This is a genomic window from Streptomyces globisporus, from assembly GCF_003501885.1.
Lineage (GTDB): Bacteria > Actinomycetota > Actinomycetes > Streptomycetales > Streptomycetaceae > Streptomyces > Streptomyces globisporus_D.
In genome coordinates this window covers 1-22,321 of record NZ_QWFA01000095.1, presented here as the reverse complement: position 1 = coordinate 22,321, position 22,321 = coordinate 1, and the positions used below count along the sequence as shown (strand labels likewise).

The following is a 22,321-nucleotide window of genomic DNA, read 5'->3' as shown; positions in this document are numbered from 1 at the left end:
CTCCTGGGGTGCGGTGTCATGGGGCGGGCCGGCGGGAACGGGGGCGGCGACCGGGTGCCGGGCCTCGGCGACCGGGCGGGCCGGGGTCTTCGCCGGGGCGGCCCGGCGGACCCAGAGCAGCGCGCCGGCCAGCACGGCCGTGGCGGCCAGCAGCCAGGGCAGCGGGCCCGGGGGCAGCGCGCCCGCGCCCAGTCCGGCGCCGGCGGCGACCAGTTGCAGGGAGAGCGACTGGACGGAGAGGGCGGTGGCGCGGCCGGAGGCGTCGACGCGGCGGTGCAGCAGGTCGTTCTCGTTGGGGCCCGCGGCCCCGAGGCCCAGGTAGACGAGTCCGTAGCCGGTGACGGCGACCGTCGTGGCGAGGGGGCTCATCGTGTGCGTGGTGAGGCCGAGCAGAGTCAGACCCAGCGTCACCAGTCCGAGGCTCGCGAGTACCGCGCGCTCACTGCTGCCGGTGAACCGGGCGACGAGCGGCGCGAGTTGGCTGCCGAGGGCGGAGCACAGGAACCCGGCGCAGGCGAGCCCGGCGAAGATCAGGGCCCCGGATTCGGCGGTGCCCGTGAGGGCGGCGGCCCGGCCGGGGGTGAGGAGTTCGACGGCGGCGAGGGCGGCCCCGGCGGCGCTCGCGGTGAGCAGGATGCGCCGGATCAGGGCGTCCCGGGCGCCGAGCCGGAGCCCGGCGGCGATGGCGGCGGGCACGCCGCCCACGACGCGGCGCAGGGTGGTCCGGGGCCGGATCGGTTCGGGCAGGGCGCTCAGCACGTAGAGCACGAAGACGCCTTCGACCAGCGCACCGAGCAGGGCGGGCACGGAGAGCGGGATGACCAGGCCACCGGTCGCGCCGGCCAGCCACTCCCCCACGGCGGGGGCGAAGCCGAGCAGCCAGGGCAGCCCGCCGCCGAGCAGGGTGCCGAGCGCGAGGGCGGCCGCGGTGGCGGAGCTGCCGCGCGCCAGTCCCGTACGTATGTCGGCGTCGGGTCCGGCGTGGGCGTGGACGGTGTCGACGTACCAGGCCTCGGCGGGTCCGCTGGACAGGGCGCGGGCGAGACCCATCAGGCCCATGCCGAGCGCGATGGCCCAGCCCGCCGCGCCGAGGCCGATGAGGGTGAAGGCGGTGAGGTTGAGCAGCCCGGCGATGGCCAGGACGGGGCGCCGCCCGATGACGTCGGCGAGGCCGCCGGTGGGCAGCTCCATCGCGGCGGCCGTGAGCGAGTGGACGGCGTAGAAGCCGGCGATGGCGGCGAGGCCCATGCCGCGTTCGGTGAACAGGAGCACGCCCGTCGCGATGGACATGCCGATGGGGAGCCAGAAGAGGAAGGAGACCGTGACGTAACGGCGGCGCGCGGTCGCGCCGTCCGGGCCGCCGGGGCCCGGGGAGACGGCGGCGGGTGCCGACGCGCCGGTCATGAGTCTTCTCCGGCAGCCGTGACCTCCGGGGCCAGCGGGAGTCCGGCGGTGAACAGCACGACCTGCTCGGCGCGGGGGTCCTCGGCGTCACGGGCGGTCAGCTCGGCCGTCTTCGCGCGGAACACCTCCCACAGCTCGGCGAGGGACTCCGGGGTCAGCCGGGGCATCAGGTCGCTGAGACCCGACGGCTCCTGCCACACCTCACCGAGACGGCCGCTGTCCAGGTCCGCCTCGTGGCGGTCCAGGGACTGCTGGAGGTGCTCGATCTGGCGTCGGCGCAGGACGCTGAGGATCACGGTGCCGCCGGGGCGGCGGTGCATCGCCTCATTGCTCCACGAGGTGACGTCGTGCACGGCTTTCCAGCGGCGTTCCCGGCTGTCGCGGTGGTCGGCCTCGGCGACGAACGCGTACTTCGCGAGCACCCGCAGGTGGTAGCTGGTGGACGCCGAGGACTCCCCCGTCCTGACCGCGAGCTCGCTGGCGGTGGCCGGGCCGTGCTGGCGCAGCAGTCCGAGCAGGGTGAGGCGCAGGGGGTGGGTGAGGGCCTTGAGGGCGGCCCCGTCCTGTGCGGGATCGAGTACGCGACGGCTGTCTTCGCTGTCCATGGCAGCAGCGTAGGCAGACGGAAGCACTTTCCCAAAGAGTTTTTGCAGAATATTTTTGGGAAAGTTGGGGAGCCGACCGTCAGGCCCCTTCTCCGGCCGCTTGCCGCGACCGCAGCACCTCCATCACATCCCGGCACCAGTCGCGGTTGGCGCGTTCGAAGTCCCGCCCGCGGCGGCAGGTGAGATACGGGCCGACGCGCGCCCCGCGGAGCAGGAACTCCGCCTCGTCCAGGCCGCCGCGCATCCTGCGCAACTGCTCCTCGAACAGTGCGGCCTTGGCCTCGGCGAACGCGTACCGCTCGGTGAGCCGTTCGATCAGCACATCGACGTCGAGATGGTCGGCCGCCTGGACCTGGACCAGCAGGTCCTCCCGGAGGAACGCGGGCTTCGCGGCGGAGGACGCGAAGTTCTCCAGCTCGGCCAGCCCCTCCCCGGTGACGCGGAACAGCCGCTTGTTGGGACGCCCCTCCTGGATGACCTCGCGCCCGGCGACCAGGCCCTCCTTCTCCAGCCTGGCCAGCTCCGCGTAGACCTGCTGCGGCAGGGCGTGCCAGAAGTTCGCGACGCCCGCCGCGAACGCCTTCGTCACCTGGTAGCCGCTCAGCTCCTCGTCGAGCAGCGCCGCCAGCACCGCGTGGCGCAGCGCCATCGGACCGCCTCCTCTCAGCCGGGCCGAGGCGGATCCCCGTCCACCCCTGTCCGGCACACCGACCCTCATGGTAGTCATGAAACTGACTAGTCACTTTCTTGACTATGAGGAGGGCACATGACCACCGCAGTGGACCGCTTCCGCGCCGCCGTCGACAACCGCGACCTCGGCGCCCTGGACGATCTGTTCACCGAGGACATCCGGCTCTACAGCCCGGTGAAGTTCACCCCGTTCGAGGGCCGGCCGGCGGTACTGGGACTGTTCGGCGTCCTGCTGCGCACCTTCGAGGACTTCCGCTACGTCGGCGAGTTCGCGGGCGCCTCGCAGACGAGCGCCGACGGGACCGAGGCCCCGTCGGCGGTCCTGCTCTTCCGGGCGACGGTCGGCGGCAAGGAGATCCACGGCATCGACCTGGTGCACCTGGACGAGGACGGACGCATCAAGGAGTTCACCGTGATGGTCCGCCCCGCCTCCGCCGTTCAGGCGCTGGGCGAGGCGGTGCTCGCCGGACTGGTCGCCGACGGCCTCGTCCCCGCCCCGTAGAACCGGGACTCAGCTCGCCCGCGCCGCCTGCAGGGCGTCCGCGACCAGGCCCAGGAAGCGGGCGTGGTCGCGGGGCCCGTAGAGGGGCTCGGGGTTCCACGGGACGACGGGCGTCGGCGTGGCCTCACTCCCCCTCAGCTCTTCCAGGGGCGCGGCGTGGGCGCGGATGTCGGTCAGGATCACCTCGGGGCGCAGAGCGAAGGTGTCGGCGCGGCTCTGCGTGGCCCAGTTGGCCCCCGGGCCTTCGGCGGGCTCCACGAGCCGGACGCCCAGTTCGGTGAGGACCCTCAGCTCGGGCCACATCTTGGGGCGTGCGACATGCGCCTGGTCCGGGCCGGCCGGGGAGAGCGCGAGCACCCGGGGCGCGTCGGCGGACGTGGCGGCGACGACGGCGCGCAGCCGCTCCCGGGCGGCGTCGAGGTCCTGGTCGGCGTCCGGTCGCCCGGTGGCGCCGAGCGACCGGGCCAGGTCGGCGAACCGGTCGCCGATCTCGCCGAACGTACGGGCCTGGCTGACGTCGAGCACGACCACCGGGACCCGCTCCTCCAGGGGCTTGGCCGTCTCGGCGGCCAGCCCGTAGACATGGCCGCCGCCGTAGCTGACGGCCACGAGGAGGTCCGGCTCGGCGCTCAGCAGCCGCTCGACGTCCAGGGCGCTGCCCGCACCCACGTACTCGACGTCGGCGAGCGGCAGGGTCCCGGCCTTCGCCCTGTCGGGGTCGGGTCCGTCGTGGTCGGAGCCGAAGATCGCCACCGGCCGGATCCCGAGGTCCCACAGGGTCGCCCCGGCCTGGATGTAGGCCAGCACCCGCACGGGCGGCCGTGGCGCCGTCGACTGCTGACCCCGGTCGTCGGAGAACCGCCACTCGCTCTGATCCGTCACGTCACACACGCCCCTCTGCCGCCGACTGCCGTTCCATTCGTGCGAGTTCGTACACGTGTACCTGCCCACCTCCTCACCGCCACACCCCTCTGGCCAGCGAACAGACGGCCCGTCGACGGTTTCGGGCACAACAGGCGCGTGACATCACCCAGTGTTAGAAGTAAGTCGCTCCCAGTTATCGGGCGGCGCCCTTGCCGGCCCCTTTTCGGACGGAGTCGGCTTCCCATGCGCGCGCACCTTCTGAAGGCAGTCCTGGCCGTCGGCGTCGGCGCGTCGCTCTGCACGGCTTCCGCCACCGGGCGTGCCGTGGCGGAAGCGACGAGGGCGGCGCCCTGTCCCGTGGTCGACGTGCTGGTCCTCTACACACCGAAGGCCGCGCGGCAGGTGGGCGGAGAGCATCAAGTGCCCGCCTCGGCCCAGCGGATCGCGACGCGGATGAACCGGTCCCTGGCGGGCGGCGGGCTCTGCGGCGTCATCCGCGTCGTCCATCCGCACACGGTGACCGGTTACGCGGGGTCGGAGGAGTTCCGTGCCGCGCACGCCCTCCTCAAGGACCACACGTCGGCGGGGGTCGGACGCCAGGCGCACGAGCAGCGGGCGCGGTACGGAGCCGATCTGGTCACGCTGGTCGTGGACCGGCCGGAGCGGGGCGGCGGCACGGCGGACTACACGCCCGCCCTCGACAGCTCCACGGACGAGTACGCCTATGCGGTCGTCGACGTCGACGGGATCGACCTGGATTCGGCGAGCCACGAGATCGGCCACAACCTCGGCCTCGCCCACGACCGTACGACGCTGGCGGGCAACCCGGACGGCTCGATGAGCGTGAGCCGGAACCGCCCGTACAACACCGGCTGGGTCACCGAGGACGGCAAGCGCTACACGATCATGGCGTACCGCTCCGCGTGCGGGGACCACTGCCGCCGTATCAGCCGGTTCTCCAGCGCGACCGGGACGTGGCAGGGACACCGGCTGGGCGACGCGGACAACGACGGCGTACGGGTGCTGCGCGAGACCATGCCGATCGTCGCCGGATACCGCACCAAGAGCTGAGCCGGGGAAGGCCCCGGCTTCCCGGCCCGGCTCAGCCCGCGTCCGCGTCCCGTCGCGGTTCGGGCCGTCGCAGCTCGACGTTGAACTGGGCTCCGGCCAGCAGCGAGAGGTTGGCGAACCAGACCCAGATCAGGAAGACGACGAGCCCGGCGAGCGATCCGTACAGCCTGCTGTAGCTGCCGACCTGGGTCGCGTAGAGGGCGAACAGCGCCGATGCGGTGAGCCAGCAGATCGCGGCCAGTATCCCGCCGGGCAGGCCCCGGCGGACACCCCGCGCGGAGCGGGGGCCGGTGCTGAAGAGGACCATGATCAGGCAGGCGACGAGGAAGACCAGCAGCGGCCACTTCAGCGCCGCCCAGAGGGTCTCCCCCTCGTGCGGCAGGCCGACGCGGCGGCCGAGCCAGCGGGCCAGCGGACCGGTCATGACGAGGGCGAAGGCGCTGGTCATCAGGAGGAGGAGCAGGCCGATCGCCGAGACGACGATGATGTGCGCCTGGCGCAGGGGCGGGCGGTTGTCCCGGACACCGTGCATCGCGTGCATCGCCCGGCGGAAGACCGCGAGGTAGCTGCACGCGGACCAGACCGCGCTCACGGACCCGGTCGCGACGAGCAGCCAGACGGCGGAACGCTGCTCGGTCGCCGCCTCCAACGGCCTGCGCAGCGCTTCCCCGGACTCGGCGGGCGCGAACGCGGTGATGTCGGAGATCAGGGCGCTGGTCGCGTCGGGGTTGGCGAGGCCGATCACGGACACGGTGACCAGGAGTGCCGGGAGCAGGGCGAGGATGGCGTAGTACGTCAGGGCGGCGGCCCAGTCGGTGATGTCGTCGTTCCACAGCGAGACCGGGGTACGGCGCAGAGCGGTGAGCCAGGAGCGGGGCGGGGCGTGCCCGTCGGCGGGGGCGGTGCTGTCCGCGGCGGACGCGGTCTGGGTGGGCAAGCTGGTACTCCGGGGACGTGGGTGGCTGCGGCGACCGGGGTGACCTGCCCGTTCCCGGACGGGCCGACCCCGCTCGATCCTCTCCTGCCACGTCGCGGCCGGGGCACACCCGGGGGTGTGCCGGCGATCGGTGTCCGGTCAGTCGTTGACGGCGGTGAGCAGGACCACGGCGTCGCTGAGCGCCAGCAGCCCATGCCGTTCCTGCGGGATCGGATGCAGGGTCCCGGCGCTCAGTTCCGCGTCGCCGGAGGCGGCGGTGAGGCGGACGCCGCCGCGCAGGACGAGGAGCGAGGCGGCGGGCGGCGCGTTGTGCTCGTCGAGCGCGGTCCCCTCGGTGAGGGCGATCACCGTCTGCCGCAAAGGGGGCTCCTGGAGCACGAGGTGGGCGCTGCGGCCGTGCGCGGAGGCGCGGGCGGCGGTCAGATGTTCCTCGGCGAGTGCGTTGAGGTCGTCCATGTGCCCCACTGTGCCGCAGCCGCACGCGCCCCGCGATCCTGGCGTGCCCCGACGGCGGCGGATGGACCGGCGGGTCCGGACTCAGCGGGGCGCCTGCGCGGTGGAGCCCCGGACCACCAGCTCGGGCTCGAACAGCAGCTCTTGCGGCGGGAGCGATCCGCCCTGGATGCCCGCGCAGAGCAGTTCGACGGCGGCCCGGCCCATGGCCTCGATGGGCTGGCGGATGGTGGTGAGCGGGGGTTCGGTGCAGTTCATGAACGCCGAGTCGTCGTAGCCGACGACGGAGATGTCGCACGGCACGCCGAGACCGCGCCTGCGGGCCGCGCGGACGGCGCCGAGCGCCAGGGGGTCGCTGGCGCAGATGATGCCGGTGACGCCCCGCTCCAGCAGCCGGGAGGCCGCCGCCTGGCCGCCCTCCAGGGAGAACATCGAGCGCTCGACGTGCGCCTCGGCCAGCTCACCGCCGGCGGCCGACGCGACGGACCGGGCCGCGGCGAGCTTGCGGCGGGAGGGAACGTGGTCGGAGGGGCCCATCGCGACACCGATGCGCTCGTGGCCGAGGGAGGCCAGATGGCGCCAGGCGCGCTCGATCGCGACGGCGTCGTCGCAGGAGACGCAGGGGAAGTCCAGCCCTTCTATGGGGGCGTTGATCAGCACGACGGGGATACGGCGCTCGGCGAGCCGGTGGTAGTGCTCGTGGGCCTCGTCGGCCTGGGCGAACAGCCCGCCGGCGAAGACCACCCCGGAGACCTGCTGCTGGAGCAGGAGGTCCACGTATTCCGCCTCGGACACCCCGCCCTTGGTCTGGGTGCACAGGACGGGGGTGAGCCCCTGCTGGGCGAGGGCGCCGCCGATCACCTCGGCGAAGGCGGGAAAGATCGGGTTCTGCAGTTCGGGCAGGACGAGGCCGACGAGCCGAGCGCGCTCGCCCCGCAGTTGGGTGGGGCGCTCGTAGCCGAGGACGTCCAGGGCCGTCAGCACGGACTGCCGGGTGGCCCGGGACACCCCGGGCTTGCCGTTGAGCACCCGGCTCACCGTGGCCTCGCTGACCCCAACCTTCTTGGCAACCTGAGCAAGTCGTCGCGTCATGCCGCAAGGCTAGCGCAAGCAACGCAAACACTTGACTTATCAACGCAAGGATTGCACGCAGAGGGGGCACTCCCCGGCCGTCGGGAAGCGCCCCTTGCGATCACTCCGCCGCCCCTCGTCTCCCTTACGGGTTTATGTTGATCTTGAAGCCAGGTGTGGTGTTCATGATGTCCTGGGCGTTGTCGCTGAACTTCAGTCCGTTGAAGGTGACTTCACCGACGGCCGGGCCCTGTCCCGCCTCCGGCATCTCGTTGGCCCACAGTCCGAAGCCGGACTTGGCGTCGAACGCGTCACCGCTCTTGCGCGCCCCCGAGATGGAGATGTCGCTGAGCACGGTGTCCTTGATCGGGAACTGGGGCTGTCCGCCGATGTAGTTCGTCTGGAACATGATCCCGCTGTAGGTCGGGTCGACGATGTCCACGTTGTCGATGCGGATGCCCTGGAACACCTTCGACGCCGAGAACAGCCAGATGCCGGGGAAGGTCTGCGATCCCCAGAAGTGACCGCCCGCGCGCACGATCGAGACGTTCTCGATCGTCGTCGGTTCGGTACCGAACCCGTTCATCGGATAGCCGAAGTCCAGCGAGCTGACCGTGATCCCTGAGTACACCAGGGTGTCGGCGATGTGGATGTTGCGGAAGGTGTTGTCGTACCCGCCGTACACGGCGATGCCCGCCGCACGCCAGGTGAGGATCGAGGTCAGGTTCTGGTAGACGTTGTTCTTCATGTCCGCTCCCCCGGCGTCGATCGCCGAGAAGAGCGCGAAGCTGTCGTCACCGGTGGCCCGCGCCTCGTTGTTGGTCACGAGGTTGTCGGTGGACCCGTTGGTCATGTTGACGCCGTCGGCGAACATGTTGCGGATACGAGAGTTCTTGATGGTGATGTTGTCGGTGTTCGCGCCCCAATAGAGGCACACCATGTGCTCGTTCCAGATGTTGTCGATCACGATGTCCGACACGTTCGAGAAGTCGAAGACCTTGCCCGGTCCGTCGATCCGTGACGTGTAGTTGCCGAAGTACGCGAAGTTCGCGAACGACGACCCCTTGGCACTGGCCTCGGCCCGGAAGCCGACATCGGTGTTGTCCTGCGTGGCCGGGGCGTTGAAGCGGGTGTACCAGGGTCCGGCCCCGACGACCTTCACGGCCTTGCCGTAGACCTGGAACTTGCCGGCCGTGCCGTACTCCCCCGCCGGGAGGTAGACGCCCACCAGCGTGCCGGTGGTGTCCATGCGGACCTTGTCCAGGGCGTTCTGGACGTCCTGGTGGGTGAAGCCGGCCGGCACGGTGTACGTCGCCGGGTTCGGGTTGGCGACCGGGGCGACCTGCTCCAGGTTGATGAAGTCGATCGCGTACGTGGAGGTGTTGGCGCTGTCCTTCTGGAGCCGGATCTTCGATCCCGCCGGGACGGTCTTGCCCAGCATCACGTTCGCCTCGTCGTAGATGTGACGGGGCGCCCCGGAGCCCGGGGAGTTGCCGGGAGCGGTCTCGTTCCCGTACAGCCAGGCGTACTTCGAGGTGAGGTCGATCGCCTTGAGGAAGACGCCGTCGACGTAGACGTTCAGCGTGGAGTCGATGCCGCCGCCGCCCGGGGCGTCCGGGATGGAGAACCGGGTGACCAGGGTGTTGGTCGAGGCCCGGGTGGTGAACTCGACGTAGTTGCCGGTGTTGTTGAGAGTGACGGCCTTGCGGCCGGAGGCCTCGCCCGCGATGTCGCCGACGGTCCGGTTGGGGCCGACGACCTGGGCGCCGCCGCCGGTCGTGCCGTCCTCCGCCTCGTACATGGCGTACGGCATGTTGGCGCCGCGTCCCACGAACAGGGCCTGGGTGGAGGTGTTGTTCTCGCGCTTGACCGGGAGTTCGTTGGCGTCAGCCGCGATCACGGTCCGTACGGTGTACGAGCCGTTGGCGGCGGTCCAGGTACCCAGCGAGACCGGTGCGGTGGTGGCGCCCGCCGCGATGACCCCGTTGTGGGCGCCGGTCAGGGTCTTCACCGTGGCGCCCTTGCTGTCGACGAGGGCCAGCGTGATGCCGTGCGCACCGCTCGCCGAAGTCACCGTGCCCTGGTTCTTGAGGGCGACGGAGAAGGTGACCGTGTCGCCGGCGGAGGCGGCCGACGGCGAGGTGGTGACCGCGGCGGCCACCAGGTCGGAGCTGGAGACCGGCTTCACGACCAGCGGGGATGCGCTGGTGTAGGTGTTGTTGGTCTCGTTCTGCTCGATGACCTCACCCGCCGGGTCGGCGACCGCGCTCAGTTCGTAACCGCCCGCGTTCCGCGTTCCGATGGAAGCGCTGACCTGGGTGGAGGCGCCCGACGCCAGGGCGCCGACCGAGGCGGCGGCGACCTTGGTTCCGCCGAGCCGCAGCTCGACCTTGCTCGCCGGGGCGGCGAGCGCTCCGGCGTTGCGGACGGTCGCGGTCAGCGTGATCTCGTCCGTCTCGACCGGGGCGGCGGGAGCGGCGCTGATACCGGTGACCTGGAGGTCGGGGTTGGCCGCCGGGGCGCCCAGGACCTGGAATTCGGCGACCTGGCCGGCGCCGGAGCCGCTGTTGGCGGTGAACTTCAGCTGGACGTCCGCGACGCGGGCGGAGACCGGGATGGTCACCGTGTTGCCGGACACGGGGCTGAAGGCGTAATCCTTGGCGGCGGAGAGGGAGTTGAAGGAGGAGGAGCTCTGCTCCCGCCCAAGCACCTCGATGCGCTGGGTGCGCGGTCCCCAGCTGCTGTCCGGGTTGAGCTTGACGACGACGTTCTCCGTGTCGGCGTTGGAGCCGAGCTTCACGGTGAGCGTGTTGGGGTAACTGCCGCCCGCGCCCTCCCAGTAGGTGGAGGTGCTGTTGTCGTTGGCGTTCTCGGCGACGTAGGTGTGGATCACGGAGGAGGCCGTGATCGGCTTGTTCACGGCGAGGTTGGACGCGGAGCCGCTCTGCCCGTTGCGGGTGACGGTGTTGCTGTCGCCGGAGACGTTGCCCGCCCCGTCCTTCGCGCGCACGAAGTAGCTGACCGTGGTGGACGCCGAACGGGTGTCGGTGTAGGTCAGCACGTTGCCCGCGACGCTGCCGCGCAGCACGTTGTTGGCGTAGACGTCGTAGCCGGTCACACCCTTGTTGTCGGTGGACGCCTGCCAGGTCAGCCTGACCGATCCGCTGGACGGCTCGGTGAACGCCAGCGCGGAGGGGGCGGTGGGGGCCTGGGTGTCACCGGTGTCGCCGCCGCGGGTGACGGTGTTGCTGTTGGCCGAGATGTTGCCCGCCGCGTCCTTGGCGCGGACGAAGTAGCTGACGCTCTGCCCGACCGGACGGGTGTCGGTGTACGCGGTGACGTCACCGCCCACGCTGGTGAGCAGCGTGTTGTTCGCGTAGACGTCGTAGCCCGTGACGCCCTTGTCGTCCGCCGACGCCTTCCACGTCAGCCGGATCTGGCCGGTGGCGGGCTCGGTGAGGGCGAGGTTCGTCGGCGCGGTCGGGGCCTGCGTGTCGCCGGTGGTAGGACCGTAGATCTCCAGCTCGGCCAACTGGGCAGCCTGAGCCCCGGTGTTGGCGGTGAACAGGACACGGACATAGCGCGCCGACGTGGCGTCGAAGGTGATCGTCGCCGACTGTCCGCCCGCCGCGTCGAAGCGGTAGGCCTTGGACGCGGTGAGGTCGGTGAAGTCCGAGCCGTTGGCGCTGCTCTGGAGCTTCAGGGTCTGGCTGCGTGCCGCCCACCCGTCGGGCAGTCGCAGCACCACCCGGTCCACGCCCAGCGACACGCCCAGGTCCGCCTGGATCCACTGCGGGAACCGGTCGTCGCGGCTCGCCCAGTGGCTTTCGCGGTTGCCGTCGTTGGCGTTGGCCGGGGTCTGTGAGCCGTTGCTGCTGCTGGCGGTGAGGGTCTTGCCCTTGGCGAGGTCGGCCGAGGAGTCCCCGGCGCCCCGGATCTCCAGCTCGGAGAGCTGGGCGGCCGGCCAGCCGGTGTTGGCGGTGATGTTGACGCGCACGAAGCGGGTCAGGGTGGCCGGGAACGCGATGGTGACCTCGTTCGCGGCCCCGGGGGCGAAGGTGTACGTCGCGGAGTTCTTCAGGGTCGCGAAGCTGTTGCCGTCCGCGCTGCCCTGGAGGGACAGCGTCTGGGTGCGGGTCTCCCAGCCCGCCGGAAGGGTCAGCTTCACCTCGTCGACGCGGGCGCCCGCGCCCAGGTCGGTCTGGACCCACTGGGGCAGTCCGCCGCCGGCGCTCTCCCAGTACGTCGACCGGTTGCCGTCGGTGATGTTCGCCGCGCCGTACTCGGCGTGGGCGCTGCTCGCGGCCGCGGCTCGGCCCGCGGCGAGGTTGGGGCCGTCGGCCGCCGCGGCGGCGAGCGACGGTATGCCGATCATCAGAAGACTGGTCGTGACGAGGGCGGATATCGCCCGCCATCTCCAGCGTTGGGCTCTCATAGCTCCCCGATCTTCGGCCTCGGCGCGGGGCGCGCCGAGGGCGCGGCTCTGTGACCGCAGCCAGGGAACACGGATTTCTGCGTACGCTGCGGCCTGTTTTGCGTTGTGCCGTCAGAGAGTTGCAGAGAAATGAGAGACCGTCCACCGTTCCGACAACAGCCGGACGGCCTGTCCGGTCCCCGGCAACGGGGCCGAACAGGCCGTTCGACGGATCGTCAGAGGCCGCCGGTGTACAGCAGCCGGTCGGGCGAGCCCTGGCCGAGGCCCGAGAGCACGTCGGGGGTGGCCGTGTCGTTGAGCCATCGCGCGACGGCGGCGGGCGAGGCCGAGGGGTTCTCCTCCTTGTAGAGCGCGGCGACGCCCGCGACGTGCGGGCTGGCCATGGAGGTGCCGTTCAGCGAGACGGTGCCGCCGCCGAGCCGGGCGGAGACGATGTCGGCCCCGGGGGCGTACAGCGCGAGGCAGGAGCCCCAGTTGCTGAAGGAGGTCTCCCGGTCCTGCCGGTCGCTCGCGCCGACCGTGACCACGCCGTCGGCTGCGGCCGGGGAGACGTCACAGGCGTCCCGGTCGTCGTTCCCGGCGGCCACGACGGGCAGCACGCCCGCGTCGGCGACGGCCTCGACCGCCGCGTCCACCGCGCTGGAGCGGGCCCCGCCCAGCGAGGCGTTCAGCACACCGGGGGTCTTGGTGCGCTCGGCGTCCTTGGCGACCCAGTCGAACCCGGCGAGGATGCCGGCCCAGGTGCCCCGGCCCTCGCAGTTCAGGACGCGGACGTTCACCAGCGAAGCGTCCTCGGCGACGCCGGAGGTCGCCCCGCCCGCGGTGCCGGCGACATGGGTGCCGTGTCCGTTGCAGTCCATGCCGTCACGGCCGTCGCCGACGGCGTCGTACCCGTTGACGACCCGGCCGCCGAACTCGCTGTGCGCGGCGTCGATCCCGGTGTCGACGACGTACACCTTCACGCCGTCGCCGGTGGCCGTGGTGGTGAAGGTGTCGTCCAGCGGCAGGGCGCGCTGGTCGATGCGGTCGGTGCCCCAGCCGGCCGCGGGGGCCCTGAAGAGGCTTCCCGCCCTGGGCGCCTCCACGGCGACCTCGGCGTTCTCCTCGACGGCGAGGACGCCGGGGACGGTGCGTACCGCTTCGAGTTCGGCGGCGGTGAGTGCGGCGGCGAAGCCGTGCAGGACGTTCCCGTAACGGAACAACGGGTCGAGCCCGAGCTCCCGCAGGACGGTGTCCGGCGAGAGTTCGGGCTCCAGGGTGACGATGTACTGCCCGGGTACGGCCCGGGTGGACTGCTCCACCGTGACCCCTTCCGGTCCGCTGTCGGCCGAGGCCGCGGCAGGGATGGCGATCATCGGGGCGATCAGCGACAGAGCAGCCGTGGCCCATCGGGCGGGCAGGCGCATGCATTCTCCTCGGGATGGGGGTCCGTACGCGGAGCGAGTGCATCCGCGAAGCGCGAACACCCGTTCCTTCGTCCCCGCCCGCCGGTCGCCTTAGCCGGTTCAGCCGGACAGCGCAACGCCGGCGGTCAGCTCCAGCTCGTCGAGGCCGGCCGCGACGGACGGGCGGAGGTCGTCGACGGTCCAGGTGCCCACGGCCGTCTCGGCGGTGATACCGGGTCCGAAGCCGGCGATGAGGCCCTGCGCGGACTCGGCGGCTCCGCCGTCGTCGAAGAGCCTGGCCAGCGCGTCGAAGACGACGGAGCTGGCGATGTTGCCGCGTTCGGTGAGGGTGGCCCGGCTGTAGCGGAACATCTCCGGCGGCAGTTTCAGGAAGTGGCAGAGGTCGTCCAGGATACGCGGCCCGCCCGCGTGGACGATGAAGAAGTCCATGTCCGGGACGGACCAGCCGTGCAGGTCGACCAGGTCCTGGAGGACCGGGGCGAGCATCTCCATGGTGCCGGGGACGCGCTTGTCCAGCAGGAAGTGGAATCCGGTGTCGCGGACCGCGTAGGAGATCCAGTCCTCGGTGTCGGGCACCAGGTGCGAACCGTTGCGCTCCAGCCGCATCCCGGTGCCGCCCTGTCCCCGTACGACGGCGGCGGAGAGAGCGTCGCCGAAGAGCCCGTTGGAGAGCAGCGAGCCGACGCCGATGTCGGTGGGCTGGTAGCAGAGCGAGCAGAACTCGCAGGAGACGATGAGGACGTTGGCCTCGGGGTAGGCCACGCAGAAGTCGTGCGCGCGGTTGATGGCCGCGCCGCCCGCGGCGCAGCCGAGCTGGGCGATGGGCAGTTGGCGGGTCTCGGGCCGGAAGCCCATGGTGTTGATGAGCCACGCGGTCAGCGAGGGCATCATGAAGCCCGTGCAGGAGACGTAGACGATCAGGTCGATCTCGGACGGGTCGGTCTCGGCGTGGGCGAGGGCCTGCCGGACGACGTCGGGCACCCGCCTCTTGGCCTCGGCCTCGTACACCCGGTTGCGGAGTTCGAATCCTGGGTGTTTCAGGGTCTCCTCGATGGGCTGCACGAGGTGCCGGGTCTGGACGCCGGTGTTCTGGATGAGCCGCAGGACGAGATCGCGCTGCGGGTGCCCGGCGTGGGTCTCGCGGGCCAGGTCCAGGGTCTGCTGCATCGTGATGACGTGCTCGGGCACAGCGATGGCGGGTCTGCACAGGGTCGCCATGGGTTCTCCTCGTATCTCGGAGCGGAGGCTCTCGTCACCACGTGACGGGCAGGGCGAGCGGGTAACGCCAGATGGACGTCGTGTTCCACTCGATGTCCTCGGGCGGCACGTCCAGACGCAGGGCCGGGAAGCGGGTCAGCAGCGTGGAGAAGGCCACTTCGAGCTCCATGGTGGCGAGCAGCGCGCCCAGGCAGTGGTGGGCGCCCCAGCCGAACGTCATGTGGGGGATGGACGGGCGGTCGGGGTCCAGCTCGTCGGGGCGGTCGAACTTGGCCGCGTCCCGGTTGGCCGTCAGATAGGACACGTGCACCACGTCCCCGGCCTTGATGAGGACGCCCCCGATCTCCACGTCCTCCAGGGCGATGCGCGGGATGCCGACGCCCTTGCGGAAGGGGATGTGGCGCAGCAGCTCCTCCAGCGTGCGGGGCAGCCGCGCCGGTTCGGTCTGAAGGGAGTGGAGGAGTTCCGGGCGGGTGAGCAGGGTGTAGGCGATGTTGCCGAGCTGGTAGGTGGTGGTGTCCTGGCCGGTGATGAGCAGGACCATCGCCATGACGGCCAGTTCGTCGTCGTCCAGCAGTTCGGCGCCGTCCCGCGCGGCGGCCAGGGTGCTGATGAGGTCCTCGCCCGGGGAGCGGCGCCGGTCGGCGGTAAGTTCCTGGAAGTAGCCGCGCAGCTCCGCCTTGGCGCGTACGGCGTCCTGCTTGCCGGCGGCCCCGACGTTCATCATGGTCATGGCGTGGGCGCGGAGCCAGGGGCGGTCGGCCTCGGGGATGTCGAGCGCCTCGCAGATGGTGATGAGCGGCAGCGGCGAGGAGACCCGGGCGACGAAGTCTGCCGGTGCGCCCTCCTCGGCCATCTCGTCCAGCAGCCGGTCGACGACGCGCTGGGTCCCGCCGCGCATCTGCTCGACGCGGCGGGGGGTGAAGCTCTTGGCGACCAGGCTGCGGAGCCGGCTGCTGGCGGGCGGGTCCATGAGGTTGATGGACTCGGCCTGGACGATCGGCTCCGGGGTCATCCGGGGGAAGTCACGGCCGAGGACGGCGCTGCGGCTGAACCGCCGGTCGGTGGTGACCGTCCGGACGTCCTCGTAGCGGGTGACGAGCCAGGCCTCGCCCTCGCCGTACGCCATCCGGATACGGGAGACCGGCTCCTCGGTGAGCAGTTGCCGGAGCCGGGGGTCGAACTCGAGCTGCTGCGCGTAGTCGAACGGGCAGGTCCGTACGGTTTCCTTGTGCTGCACCGAGGTGTTCTCCACCGAGGTTCTCCCCATGGCCGGTTCGGGGTGTTCAGGGCATCCCGGTGCCGAGCCCGGGAACAGACCTCCCCTGTGTCCCCCGCCGTACCGCGAAACATGTCACCCACTGTCCGTCGTCAGCCGATCAGGGGGGCGCACGCCCCGGCGCTCGGCCTCCCGGCCCAGGCGAACCGCCCCGCACGGAGGAAGCTGCGCTGAGCTGGTGCTCCGCGCGGTAGAGGTGAGAGGGACAGAGCAGTCCGTCCGCCTCGCGAAAAGGGAACGGCCATGACGGAAAGTGACCAAAGCCGGGACGCGCGTCTCGGCCGACGAACCTTCGTACGGGGTGCCGCGAGTGTCGTGGGAGGCGCGGGACTGGTCGGCACGGTGTCGGCGGGCGCGGCTTCCGGTGCTCCCGCGGCGGCCCCGGACGAGGGCCGGGTGCCGTTCCACGGCGCGCACCAGGCGGGGATTCTGACCCCGCAGCAGCGGTTCGGCGGTTTCGTCGCCTTCGACGTGCTCGCGCGGGACCGGAAGGAACTGGCGGCACTCTTCCGGAAGCTGACCGTGCGGTCCCGTGTCCTCACCGCCGGGGTCACCCCGAAGGATCCGGACGTGGCGGTGGTGCGGGGCCCGGAGGACCGGCTGACGATCACCGTCGGGGTGAGCGCTTCGCTGTTCGACGGGCGTTTCGGGCTGGCGGGTGCGCGGCCGCCGGGCCTCACCCGGATGCCGCGCTTCCCCGGGGACCGGCTCGAACCGGGCGGCTGTCACGGAGATCTCTCGGTGCAGGTCTGCGCGCAGCACCCGGACGCCGTCCTCCATGTCGTACGGGATCTGGCGCGGGAGACCACGGGGCTGCTGCGGGCCCGGTGGCGGACCGACGGGTTCGTGAACCCGCCGCGCCCCGAGGGCAGCCCCCGGTCGTTCACCGGCTTCAAGGACGGGACCGCGCACCCGGACACGACGTCGGCGCGGGAGATGGACCGGCTGGTCTGGGTCGGGCCGGAGGGGCCGGGCTGGGCGCGCGGCGGGAGCTACCAGGTCCTCCGCACGATCCGGTTGAGGGCCGAGGCATGGGACCGGGTCCCGTTGGGCGAGCAGGAGCGGATCTTCGGCCGGCGCAAGTCGACGGGCGCGCCGCTCGACGGGAAGAAGGAGAGCGACACGCCGGACTACGGGCGCGACCCACAGGGCCGGGTGACGCCGCTGGACTCCCACATCCGCCGCGCCAACCCCCGTACCCCCGGGAGCGAGGACTCGGTCCTGCTGCGCCGCAGCTACAACGTGGACCGGGGCCTCGCGCCCGACGGGACGCTCGATGTGGGGCTGGTCTTCTGCTGCTACCAGCGGGATGTCGACCGGCAGTTCGCGACGGTGCAGAAGCGGCTGGAGGGCGAGCGGTTCGCGGACTTCAGCACCACGACGGGCGGCGGCTACTTCCTCGCGCTGCCGGGGGTGGCCGACGCCTCGGACTGGTACGGCTCCGCGCTGCTCGATTCCTGAAGGACCGGTGTCGCGCCGTCCAGCACGTGGTGGCGGCCGGTCGGGAGCATCAGGGGCCGCCCGGACACGGGGTCCTGGGAGGCGGCCCTGGGCGGTAGGGGAACCGCTCGCGGCGGACGGGTGGCGCATCCGCCCGGGGTAGAGCCTTCGGTTCGGCTCGCACCGGGGGGCGTGCGGGATCCGTGAGCCCCTCCGTCTGCCTCGACTCGACGTTTACGCGGGTCGGGGTACGCCCTTCAGGTGAAGGGATCACCGCTTTCGCCGTGGACGCCGCCGCCCGGCCGGACAGTGGGTGGGCCGGCCCGGCAACCGGGTCTGGCCGGCGGAACGTGACGTGCGGAGAAGGGTTACGGATTCATGGGCACTGAGGCCACCAGGCGGGTCGCGCTCGTCTTCTCCCTGTTCGACGCCAATGCCAACGGCGTCCTGGAGCAGGACGACTTCGATCTCATGGCCGAGCGGGTCGTCCGCGAGGCGCACGCGTCGGACCGGGCGGCGAAGGACGCGATGCGCGCGGCGTTCAGGCGGTACTGGACGACCCTGCTGACCGAGCTGGACGCCGATGGGAACGGCGAGATCAGCTTCGAGGAGTTCACGGCGTGCGTGCTGTCGCCGGAGCGGTTCGACGCCACCATCGCCGTGTTCGCCGAGGCGCTGGCCGCCCTGGGCGACCCGGACGGCGACGGCCTGATCGAGCGCCCGCTGTTCATGGCACTGATGCGGGCGATCGGGTTCGAGGCGGAGAACATCGACGCGCTCTTCGACGCCTTCGAGCCGACGGACGGTGACCGGATCCGGGTGGAGACCTGGGTCGCCGGGATCAAGGACTACTACGCCCCGGGCAAGGCCGGTATCCCCGGGGACCACTTGGTCGTCGGCACCGCGGTCTGAGCGGCGCCCCCGATGAACCGTGGACGCCCCGCCCACGAGGGAAGGGGCGTCCACACTCCTCGGCGGGTCAGCCCGTCAACAGGTCCGGGTTGCCCGCCAGCGCGGCCAGGCGGCCCTGCGGGTCCGGGACGAGGCGGCGTTCGGTCAGGTCGAGGACGCCGGCGACTCCGGTGATCTCCGCGGCCACCGTGCCGTCCTCCTTGAGGATCCGCTGCTCCAGGGTGAACGTCCTGCCCGTGCCGTAGTCGAACCGGCAGGTGACCCGTACGCGCTCGCCGCCGCGCAGCTCGCGGCGGTACTTGACCGTCACCTCCAGCTGCACCGGGCCGATTCCGTCGGCCAGCAGCTTCTCCTGGGGCAGTCCGGCGGCGCGCAGCAGCTCCCAGCGGGCGTGCTCCGCGTACTGGAGGTAGACGGCCTGGTTCAGGTGGCCCTGGGTGTCGAGCTCGTAGCCGCGCACGGTCACATCAACGGAGAAGGTCATGACCGTGGGAACAACCGGGCCCGGCCGTCCATTCCGGGCGGACCGGGGGTGCCGGATCCCTTTACGCACCTGTCATGCACCGGTAACTTCCATCCCGCAAGGAATTGCAGCAAAATTCCGGCAGAACTTGCCGCCGGATCGTGTCCACTCACCGAACCCCGAGGCGCGTCAGGGTTCTCCCCTCCCCTGGAGACACGCATGAGACGCACTCCTCACCGGCTGCTGCGCCGTCCGCTGGCGACGGCCGTGGCAGCGGCCGGGCTGCTGGGACTCCTGACCGTCGTACCGCAAGCGCGTCCCGCCCCGGCGAGCGAACCCGTCGCCTCTTCCGCCGCCGAGGGTTCGGCGACCGTCTTCTACTCCACGAGGACCCGCGACTGGTCGGCGCACTACCTGCATTACTCCCCCGACGGCGGCTCCTGGACCACCGTCCCCGGCACCCGGATGGAGGCCGCCTGCGCCGACTGGGTCAAGCTGACGGTCCCGCTCGGGGGCGCTGCCGGACTGAAGGCCACGTTCACGGACGGCTCCGGTACCTGGGACAACAACGCGGGCAGGAACTACGACCTGGGCACCGGGGACATCACGGTCCAGGACGGGGCCGTGGCGCACAGCGACCCGTGCGCGGGTGCGGGTCCCGAGGAACCGGAGGAGCCCGGCGGGCCGAACACGGCCTCCGTCTACTACGCGACCTCCACGGTCGGCTGGGCCACCGTCAATCTCCATTACCGCCCGCACGGCGGAGCCTGGACGACCGTCCCCGGCGCCGGCATGGAGGCCGCCTGTACGGGCTGGGTGAAGCGCACGGTCGACCTCGGGACGGCCACCGGCCTCCAGGCCGCGTTCAACAACGGCAACGGTGTCTGGGACAACAACAACGGCAGCGACTACACCCTGGCGGCCGGGCTCAGCACGGTGAGGGACCGGAAGGTGACGGCCTCGGCGAAGGACCCGTGCGCCGCCGAGGAATCGGACACGAAGGCGCCGTCCGCGCCCACCGCGGTGAAGGCCGTCGCCGACGGGGTGTCGGTCGTGGTCACCTGGGAACCCGCCACGGACGACCGAGGCGTGACGAACTATCAGGTCACCAGGACCGGCGGGACGAGGGGCACGGCGGTCACCGACACCACCTCGACCGTCCTCTCCGACACGGGACTCGATGCGAAGACCGCCTACCGCTACACCGTCCGGGCCGTCGACGCCGCCGGGAACGTCTCGGCCGAGTCCGCCCCGGCCTCCGTCACCACCGGTGAGAAGCCCACCGCCCCGGCCACGGGCACACCGCTGGGCACCGACCCCCGCAAGGACCCGATCTACTTCGTGCTCACAGCCCGCTTCAACGACGGCGACTCCACGAACAACCGGGGCGGCAGCCAGCACGAGAAGTCCGGCAACGCCGCCAACGACGACCCCATGTTCCGGGGGGACTTCAAGGGGCTGGTGCAGAAGCTCGACTACATCAAGGGGCTCGGCTTCTCCGCGATCTGGATCACCCCGGTCGTGCTCAACCGCTCGGACTACGACTACCACGGCTACCACGGCTACGACTTCTACAAGGTCGATCCGCGCCTGGAGTCCGCCGGAGCCTCCTACCAGGACCTCATCGACGCGGCCCACGCCAAGGGCATGAAGATCTACCAGGACGTCGTCCACAACCACTCCTCGCGGTGGGGCGCCAAGAGCCTGTTCACCCCGAAGGCGTACGGCGTGCGCGACGCGCAGTGGAGCTGGTACTACGACGAGAGGAACGACGGGTTCGAGTACGACGGTCTCACCGTCGAGCCCAAGTCCGGGAAGTCGCACTACAACGGCGACCTGTGGTCCACGGCCGAGCCGACGGGCAACACCTGTGTGGGCTGGGGGACGCCCACCGGGCACACCTCGCCGGAGGGCTACCGCATCTACAACTGCCAGTGGCCCAGCCCCACTTCGGGCATGTTCCCGAAGGCGCTCTACCACACCTGTTGGATCGGCAACTGGGAGGGCGAGGACTCCCGATCCTGCTGGCTGCACGACGACCTCGCCGACTTCAACACCGAGAGCACTCAGGTCCAGAACTATCTGATCGGCGCGTACAACAAGTACATCGACATGGGCGTCGACGGCTTCCGGCTCGACACGGCGGTGCACATCCCCCGCACCACGTGGAACCGCCGCTTCCTGCCCGCGATCCAGGAGCGCGTCACGCAGCGGTTCGGCGCGGAGGCGGCGAAGAACTTCTTCGTCTTCGGGGAGGTCGCGGCCTTCGTCAACGACAAGTGGAACCGCGGCTCGGTCAACCACTCGGCGCAGTTCTTCACGTGGAAGGAGCGAGGAAAGTACAGCGCGGACGACGAGAAGGCCGCCCTGGAGATGTACGACTACGAGCAGCAGCAGGGCACGGCGGCCCAGCCCGTCTCGGACAACGCGTTCCTCAAGGGCAATGCCTACCACGCGCCCGACCGCAGCCGGTTCTCCGGGATGAACATCATCGACATGCGGATGCACATGAACTTCGGTGACGCGGACAACGCGTTCCACTCCGGCAAGGACTCCGACGACGCGACCAACGACCCCACGTACAACGTCGTCTACGTCGACAGCCACGACTACGGCCCCAACAAGAGCAGCGAACGCTACACCGGCGGTACGGACGCCTGGGCCGAGAACATGTCGCTGATGTGGACCTTCCGGGGCATCCCGACGCTCTACTACGGCTCCGAGATCGAGTTCCAGAAGGGGAAGAAGATCGACTGCGGCCCGACATGTCCGCTGGCGACGACCGGGCGGGCCTACTTCGGGGACCACCTGGCCGGTGAGGTGACGGCCTCGGACTTCGGCAAGGTCTCCTCCGCCACCGGCAAGGTAGCCGACACCCTGGCCGCGCCGCTCGCCCGTCACCTCCAGCGGCTCAACGAGATCCGACGGGCCGTGCCGGCACTGCAGATGGGCCAGTACTCCACGGAGGGCATCAGCGGCTCCATGGCGTACAAGCGCCGCTACACCGACACGGCGACCGGCACGGACAGCTTCGCCCTGGTGACGGTCTCCGGGAGCGCCACGTACACGGGCATCCCGAACGGCACGTACAAGGACGCCGTCACGGGCGACACCCGGCAGGTCACCTCGGGCACACTCTCCGTCCCGGCCCCCGGCAAGGGGAACCTGCGCGTGTACGTCCTGGACCTCGGCGGAAAGAACGCGGCGCCGGGGAAGATCGGCGCGGCGGGGCCGTACCTGAAGTAGCGGGACCGGCCGTCCCGGCCGCCCGGATGCGCGCCTACCGGACCCGCAGGTGCGGGAAGCGCCATTCGGTGCGGCTGTGCAGGACGGCTCCGGGGCGCAGCACCGTGCTCGGGTGGTCGGGGCGGTTGGGTGAGTCCGGGAGGTGCTGGGTCTCCAGGCAGAGGGAGCCGTGGCGCTCGTGGCGGCGGCCGGTGCCGTCGGTGAACGCGCCGTCGAGTTGGTTGGCGGTGTAGATCTGGAGGCCCGGTTCGGTGGTCCACAGCTCCAGGATGCGCCCGTCGCCGGGGGCGGTGAGGCGGGCGGCGCGGCGCAGGGTGCCGGGGGT

General features: G+C 71.1%; 17 protein-coding genes and 2 pseudogenes. 5 read left to right on the top strand and 14 right to left on the bottom strand.

Going from position 1 to position 22,321, the window contains the following annotated elements:
• From D3105_RS18750 to D3105_RS18740, 3 genes are all read right to left on the bottom strand, one after another.
• Nucleotides 1-1,404: MFS transporter (locus tag D3105_RS18750; protein ID WP_240646945.1), on the bottom strand; the 1,404-nt coding region annotated here is incomplete at its 3' end.
• Nucleotides 1,401-2,009 (bottom strand): helix-turn-helix domain-containing protein, encoded by a 609-nt coding sequence (locus D3105_RS18745; protein ID WP_118904299.1) that lies wholly within the window; start codon nt 2,007-2,009, stop codon nt 1,401-1,403. The genes D3105_RS18750 and D3105_RS18745, both read right to left, overlap by 4 nt.
• Nucleotides 2,010-2,088: 79 nt before the next feature.
• Nucleotides 2,089-2,658 (bottom strand): PadR family transcriptional regulator, encoded by a 570-nt coding sequence (locus D3105_RS18740; protein WP_118904298.1) that lies wholly within the window; start codon nt 2,656-2,658, stop codon nt 2,089-2,091.
• Between the two features lie 117 nt (nt 2,659-2,775).
• Between D3105_RS18740 and D3105_RS18735 the strand changes: the two genes are divergently transcribed.
• The gene (locus D3105_RS18735; protein WP_118904297.1) at nt 2,776-3,201 is read left to right on the top strand and encodes a nuclear transport factor 2 family protein; all 426 of its coding nucleotides are present in this window, start codon (nt 2,776-2,778) and stop codon (nt 3,199-3,201) included.
• Nucleotides 3,202-3,210: 9 nt separating this feature from the next.
• Here D3105_RS18735 and D3105_RS18730 read toward each other — a convergent pair whose 3' ends face one another.
• The gene (locus tag D3105_RS18730; protein WP_118904296.1) at nt 3,211-4,083 is read right to left on the bottom strand and encodes an ABC transporter substrate-binding protein; all 873 of its coding nucleotides are present in this window, start codon (nt 4,081-4,083) and stop codon (nt 3,211-3,213) included.
• Between the two features lie 225 nt (nt 4,084-4,308).
• On the opposite strand from D3105_RS18730, the gene D3105_RS18725 reads away from it, so the two are divergent.
• Entirely contained in the window at nt 4,309-5,136 is an 828-nt protein-coding gene (locus D3105_RS18725; RefSeq protein ID WP_118904295.1) for a M12 family metallo-peptidase, read from the top strand.
• A 31-nt stretch (nt 5,137-5,167) separates the two neighbouring features.
• Here the strand turns inward: D3105_RS18725 and D3105_RS18720 are convergent, their stop codons facing one another.
• From D3105_RS18720 to D3105_RS18690, 7 genes are all read right to left on the bottom strand, one after another.
• Nucleotides 5,168-6,073, bottom strand: a complete 906-nt coding sequence (locus D3105_RS18720) for a YihY/virulence factor BrkB family protein (RefSeq protein ID WP_118904294.1) — start codon at nt 6,071-6,073, stop codon at nt 5,168-5,170.
• A 138-nt stretch (nt 6,074-6,211) separates the two neighbouring features.
• Nucleotides 6,212-6,529: a cupin gene (locus D3105_RS18715; RefSeq protein ID WP_118904300.1), complete on the bottom strand. Its 318-nt coding sequence runs from the start codon at nt 6,527-6,529 to the stop codon at nt 6,212-6,214.
• Between the two features lie 81 nt (nt 6,530-6,610).
• Nucleotides 6,611-7,618 (bottom strand): LacI family DNA-binding transcriptional regulator, encoded by a 1,008-nt coding sequence (locus tag D3105_RS18710; RefSeq protein ID WP_118904293.1) that lies wholly within the window; start codon nt 7,616-7,618, stop codon nt 6,611-6,613.
• A gap of 124 nt (nt 7,619-7,742) precedes the next feature.
• Complete coding sequence (locus D3105_RS18705) at nt 7,743-12,032, bottom strand: discoidin domain-containing protein (protein ID WP_118904292.1); 4,290 nt, start codon at nt 12,030-12,032, stop codon at nt 7,743-7,745.
• A 215-nt stretch (nt 12,033-12,247) separates the two neighbouring features.
• Nucleotides 12,248-13,438: a S8 family peptidase gene (locus tag D3105_RS18700; protein ID WP_118904291.1), complete on the bottom strand. Its 1,191-nt coding sequence runs from the start codon at nt 13,436-13,438 to the stop codon at nt 12,248-12,250.
• A gap of 99 nt (nt 13,439-13,537) precedes the next feature.
• Complete coding sequence (locus tag D3105_RS18695; RefSeq protein WP_276311843.1) at nt 13,538-14,671, bottom strand: type III polyketide synthase; 1,134 nt, start codon at nt 14,669-14,671, stop codon at nt 13,538-13,540.
• Between the two features lie 19 nt (nt 14,672-14,690).
• Nucleotides 14,691-15,926 (bottom strand): cytochrome P450, encoded by a 1,236-nt coding sequence (locus D3105_RS18690; RefSeq protein WP_118904289.1) that lies wholly within the window; start codon nt 15,924-15,926, stop codon nt 14,691-14,693.
• A gap of 324 nt (nt 15,927-16,250) precedes the next feature.
• Between D3105_RS18690 and D3105_RS18685 the strand changes: the two genes are divergently transcribed.
• Nucleotides 16,251-17,396, top strand: a complete 1,146-nt coding sequence (locus tag D3105_RS18685; protein WP_118904288.1) for a Dyp-type peroxidase — start codon at nt 16,251-16,253, stop codon at nt 17,394-17,396.
• Here the strand turns inward: D3105_RS18685 and D3105_RS36080 are convergent.
• Nucleotides 17,327-17,473, bottom strand: a pseudogene (locus D3105_RS36080) (ABC transporter ATP-binding protein); the annotation flags it as partial. The gene D3105_RS18685 and the pseudogene D3105_RS36080 sit on opposite strands and share 70 nt — an antisense overlap.
• A gap of 280 nt (nt 17,474-17,753) precedes the next feature.
• Between D3105_RS36080 and D3105_RS18675 the strand changes: the two are divergent.
• The gene (locus D3105_RS18675) at nt 17,754-18,287 is read left to right on the top strand and encodes an EF-hand domain-containing protein (protein ID WP_118904287.1); all 534 of its coding nucleotides are present in this window, start codon (nt 17,754-17,756) and stop codon (nt 18,285-18,287) included.
• Between the two features lie 67 nt (nt 18,288-18,354).
• Here the strand turns inward: D3105_RS18675 and D3105_RS18670 are convergent, their stop codons facing one another.
• Nucleotides 18,355-18,771 (bottom strand): acyl-CoA thioesterase, encoded by a 417-nt coding sequence (locus D3105_RS18670; RefSeq protein ID WP_118904286.1) that lies wholly within the window; start codon nt 18,769-18,771, stop codon nt 18,355-18,357.
• Between the two features lie 198 nt (nt 18,772-18,969).
• Between D3105_RS18670 and D3105_RS18665 the strand changes: the two genes are divergently transcribed.
• On the top strand, nt 18,970-21,996 hold the full coding sequence (locus D3105_RS18665) for a carbohydrate binding domain-containing protein (RefSeq protein WP_118904285.1): 3,027 nt from the start codon (nt 18,970-18,972) through the stop codon (nt 21,994-21,996).
• Nucleotides 21,997-22,030: 34 nt separating this feature from the next.
• Here D3105_RS18665 and D3105_RS18660 read toward each other — a convergent pair.
• Nucleotides 22,031-22,321: pseudogene (locus D3105_RS18660) on the bottom strand (galactose-1-epimerase); the annotation flags it as partial.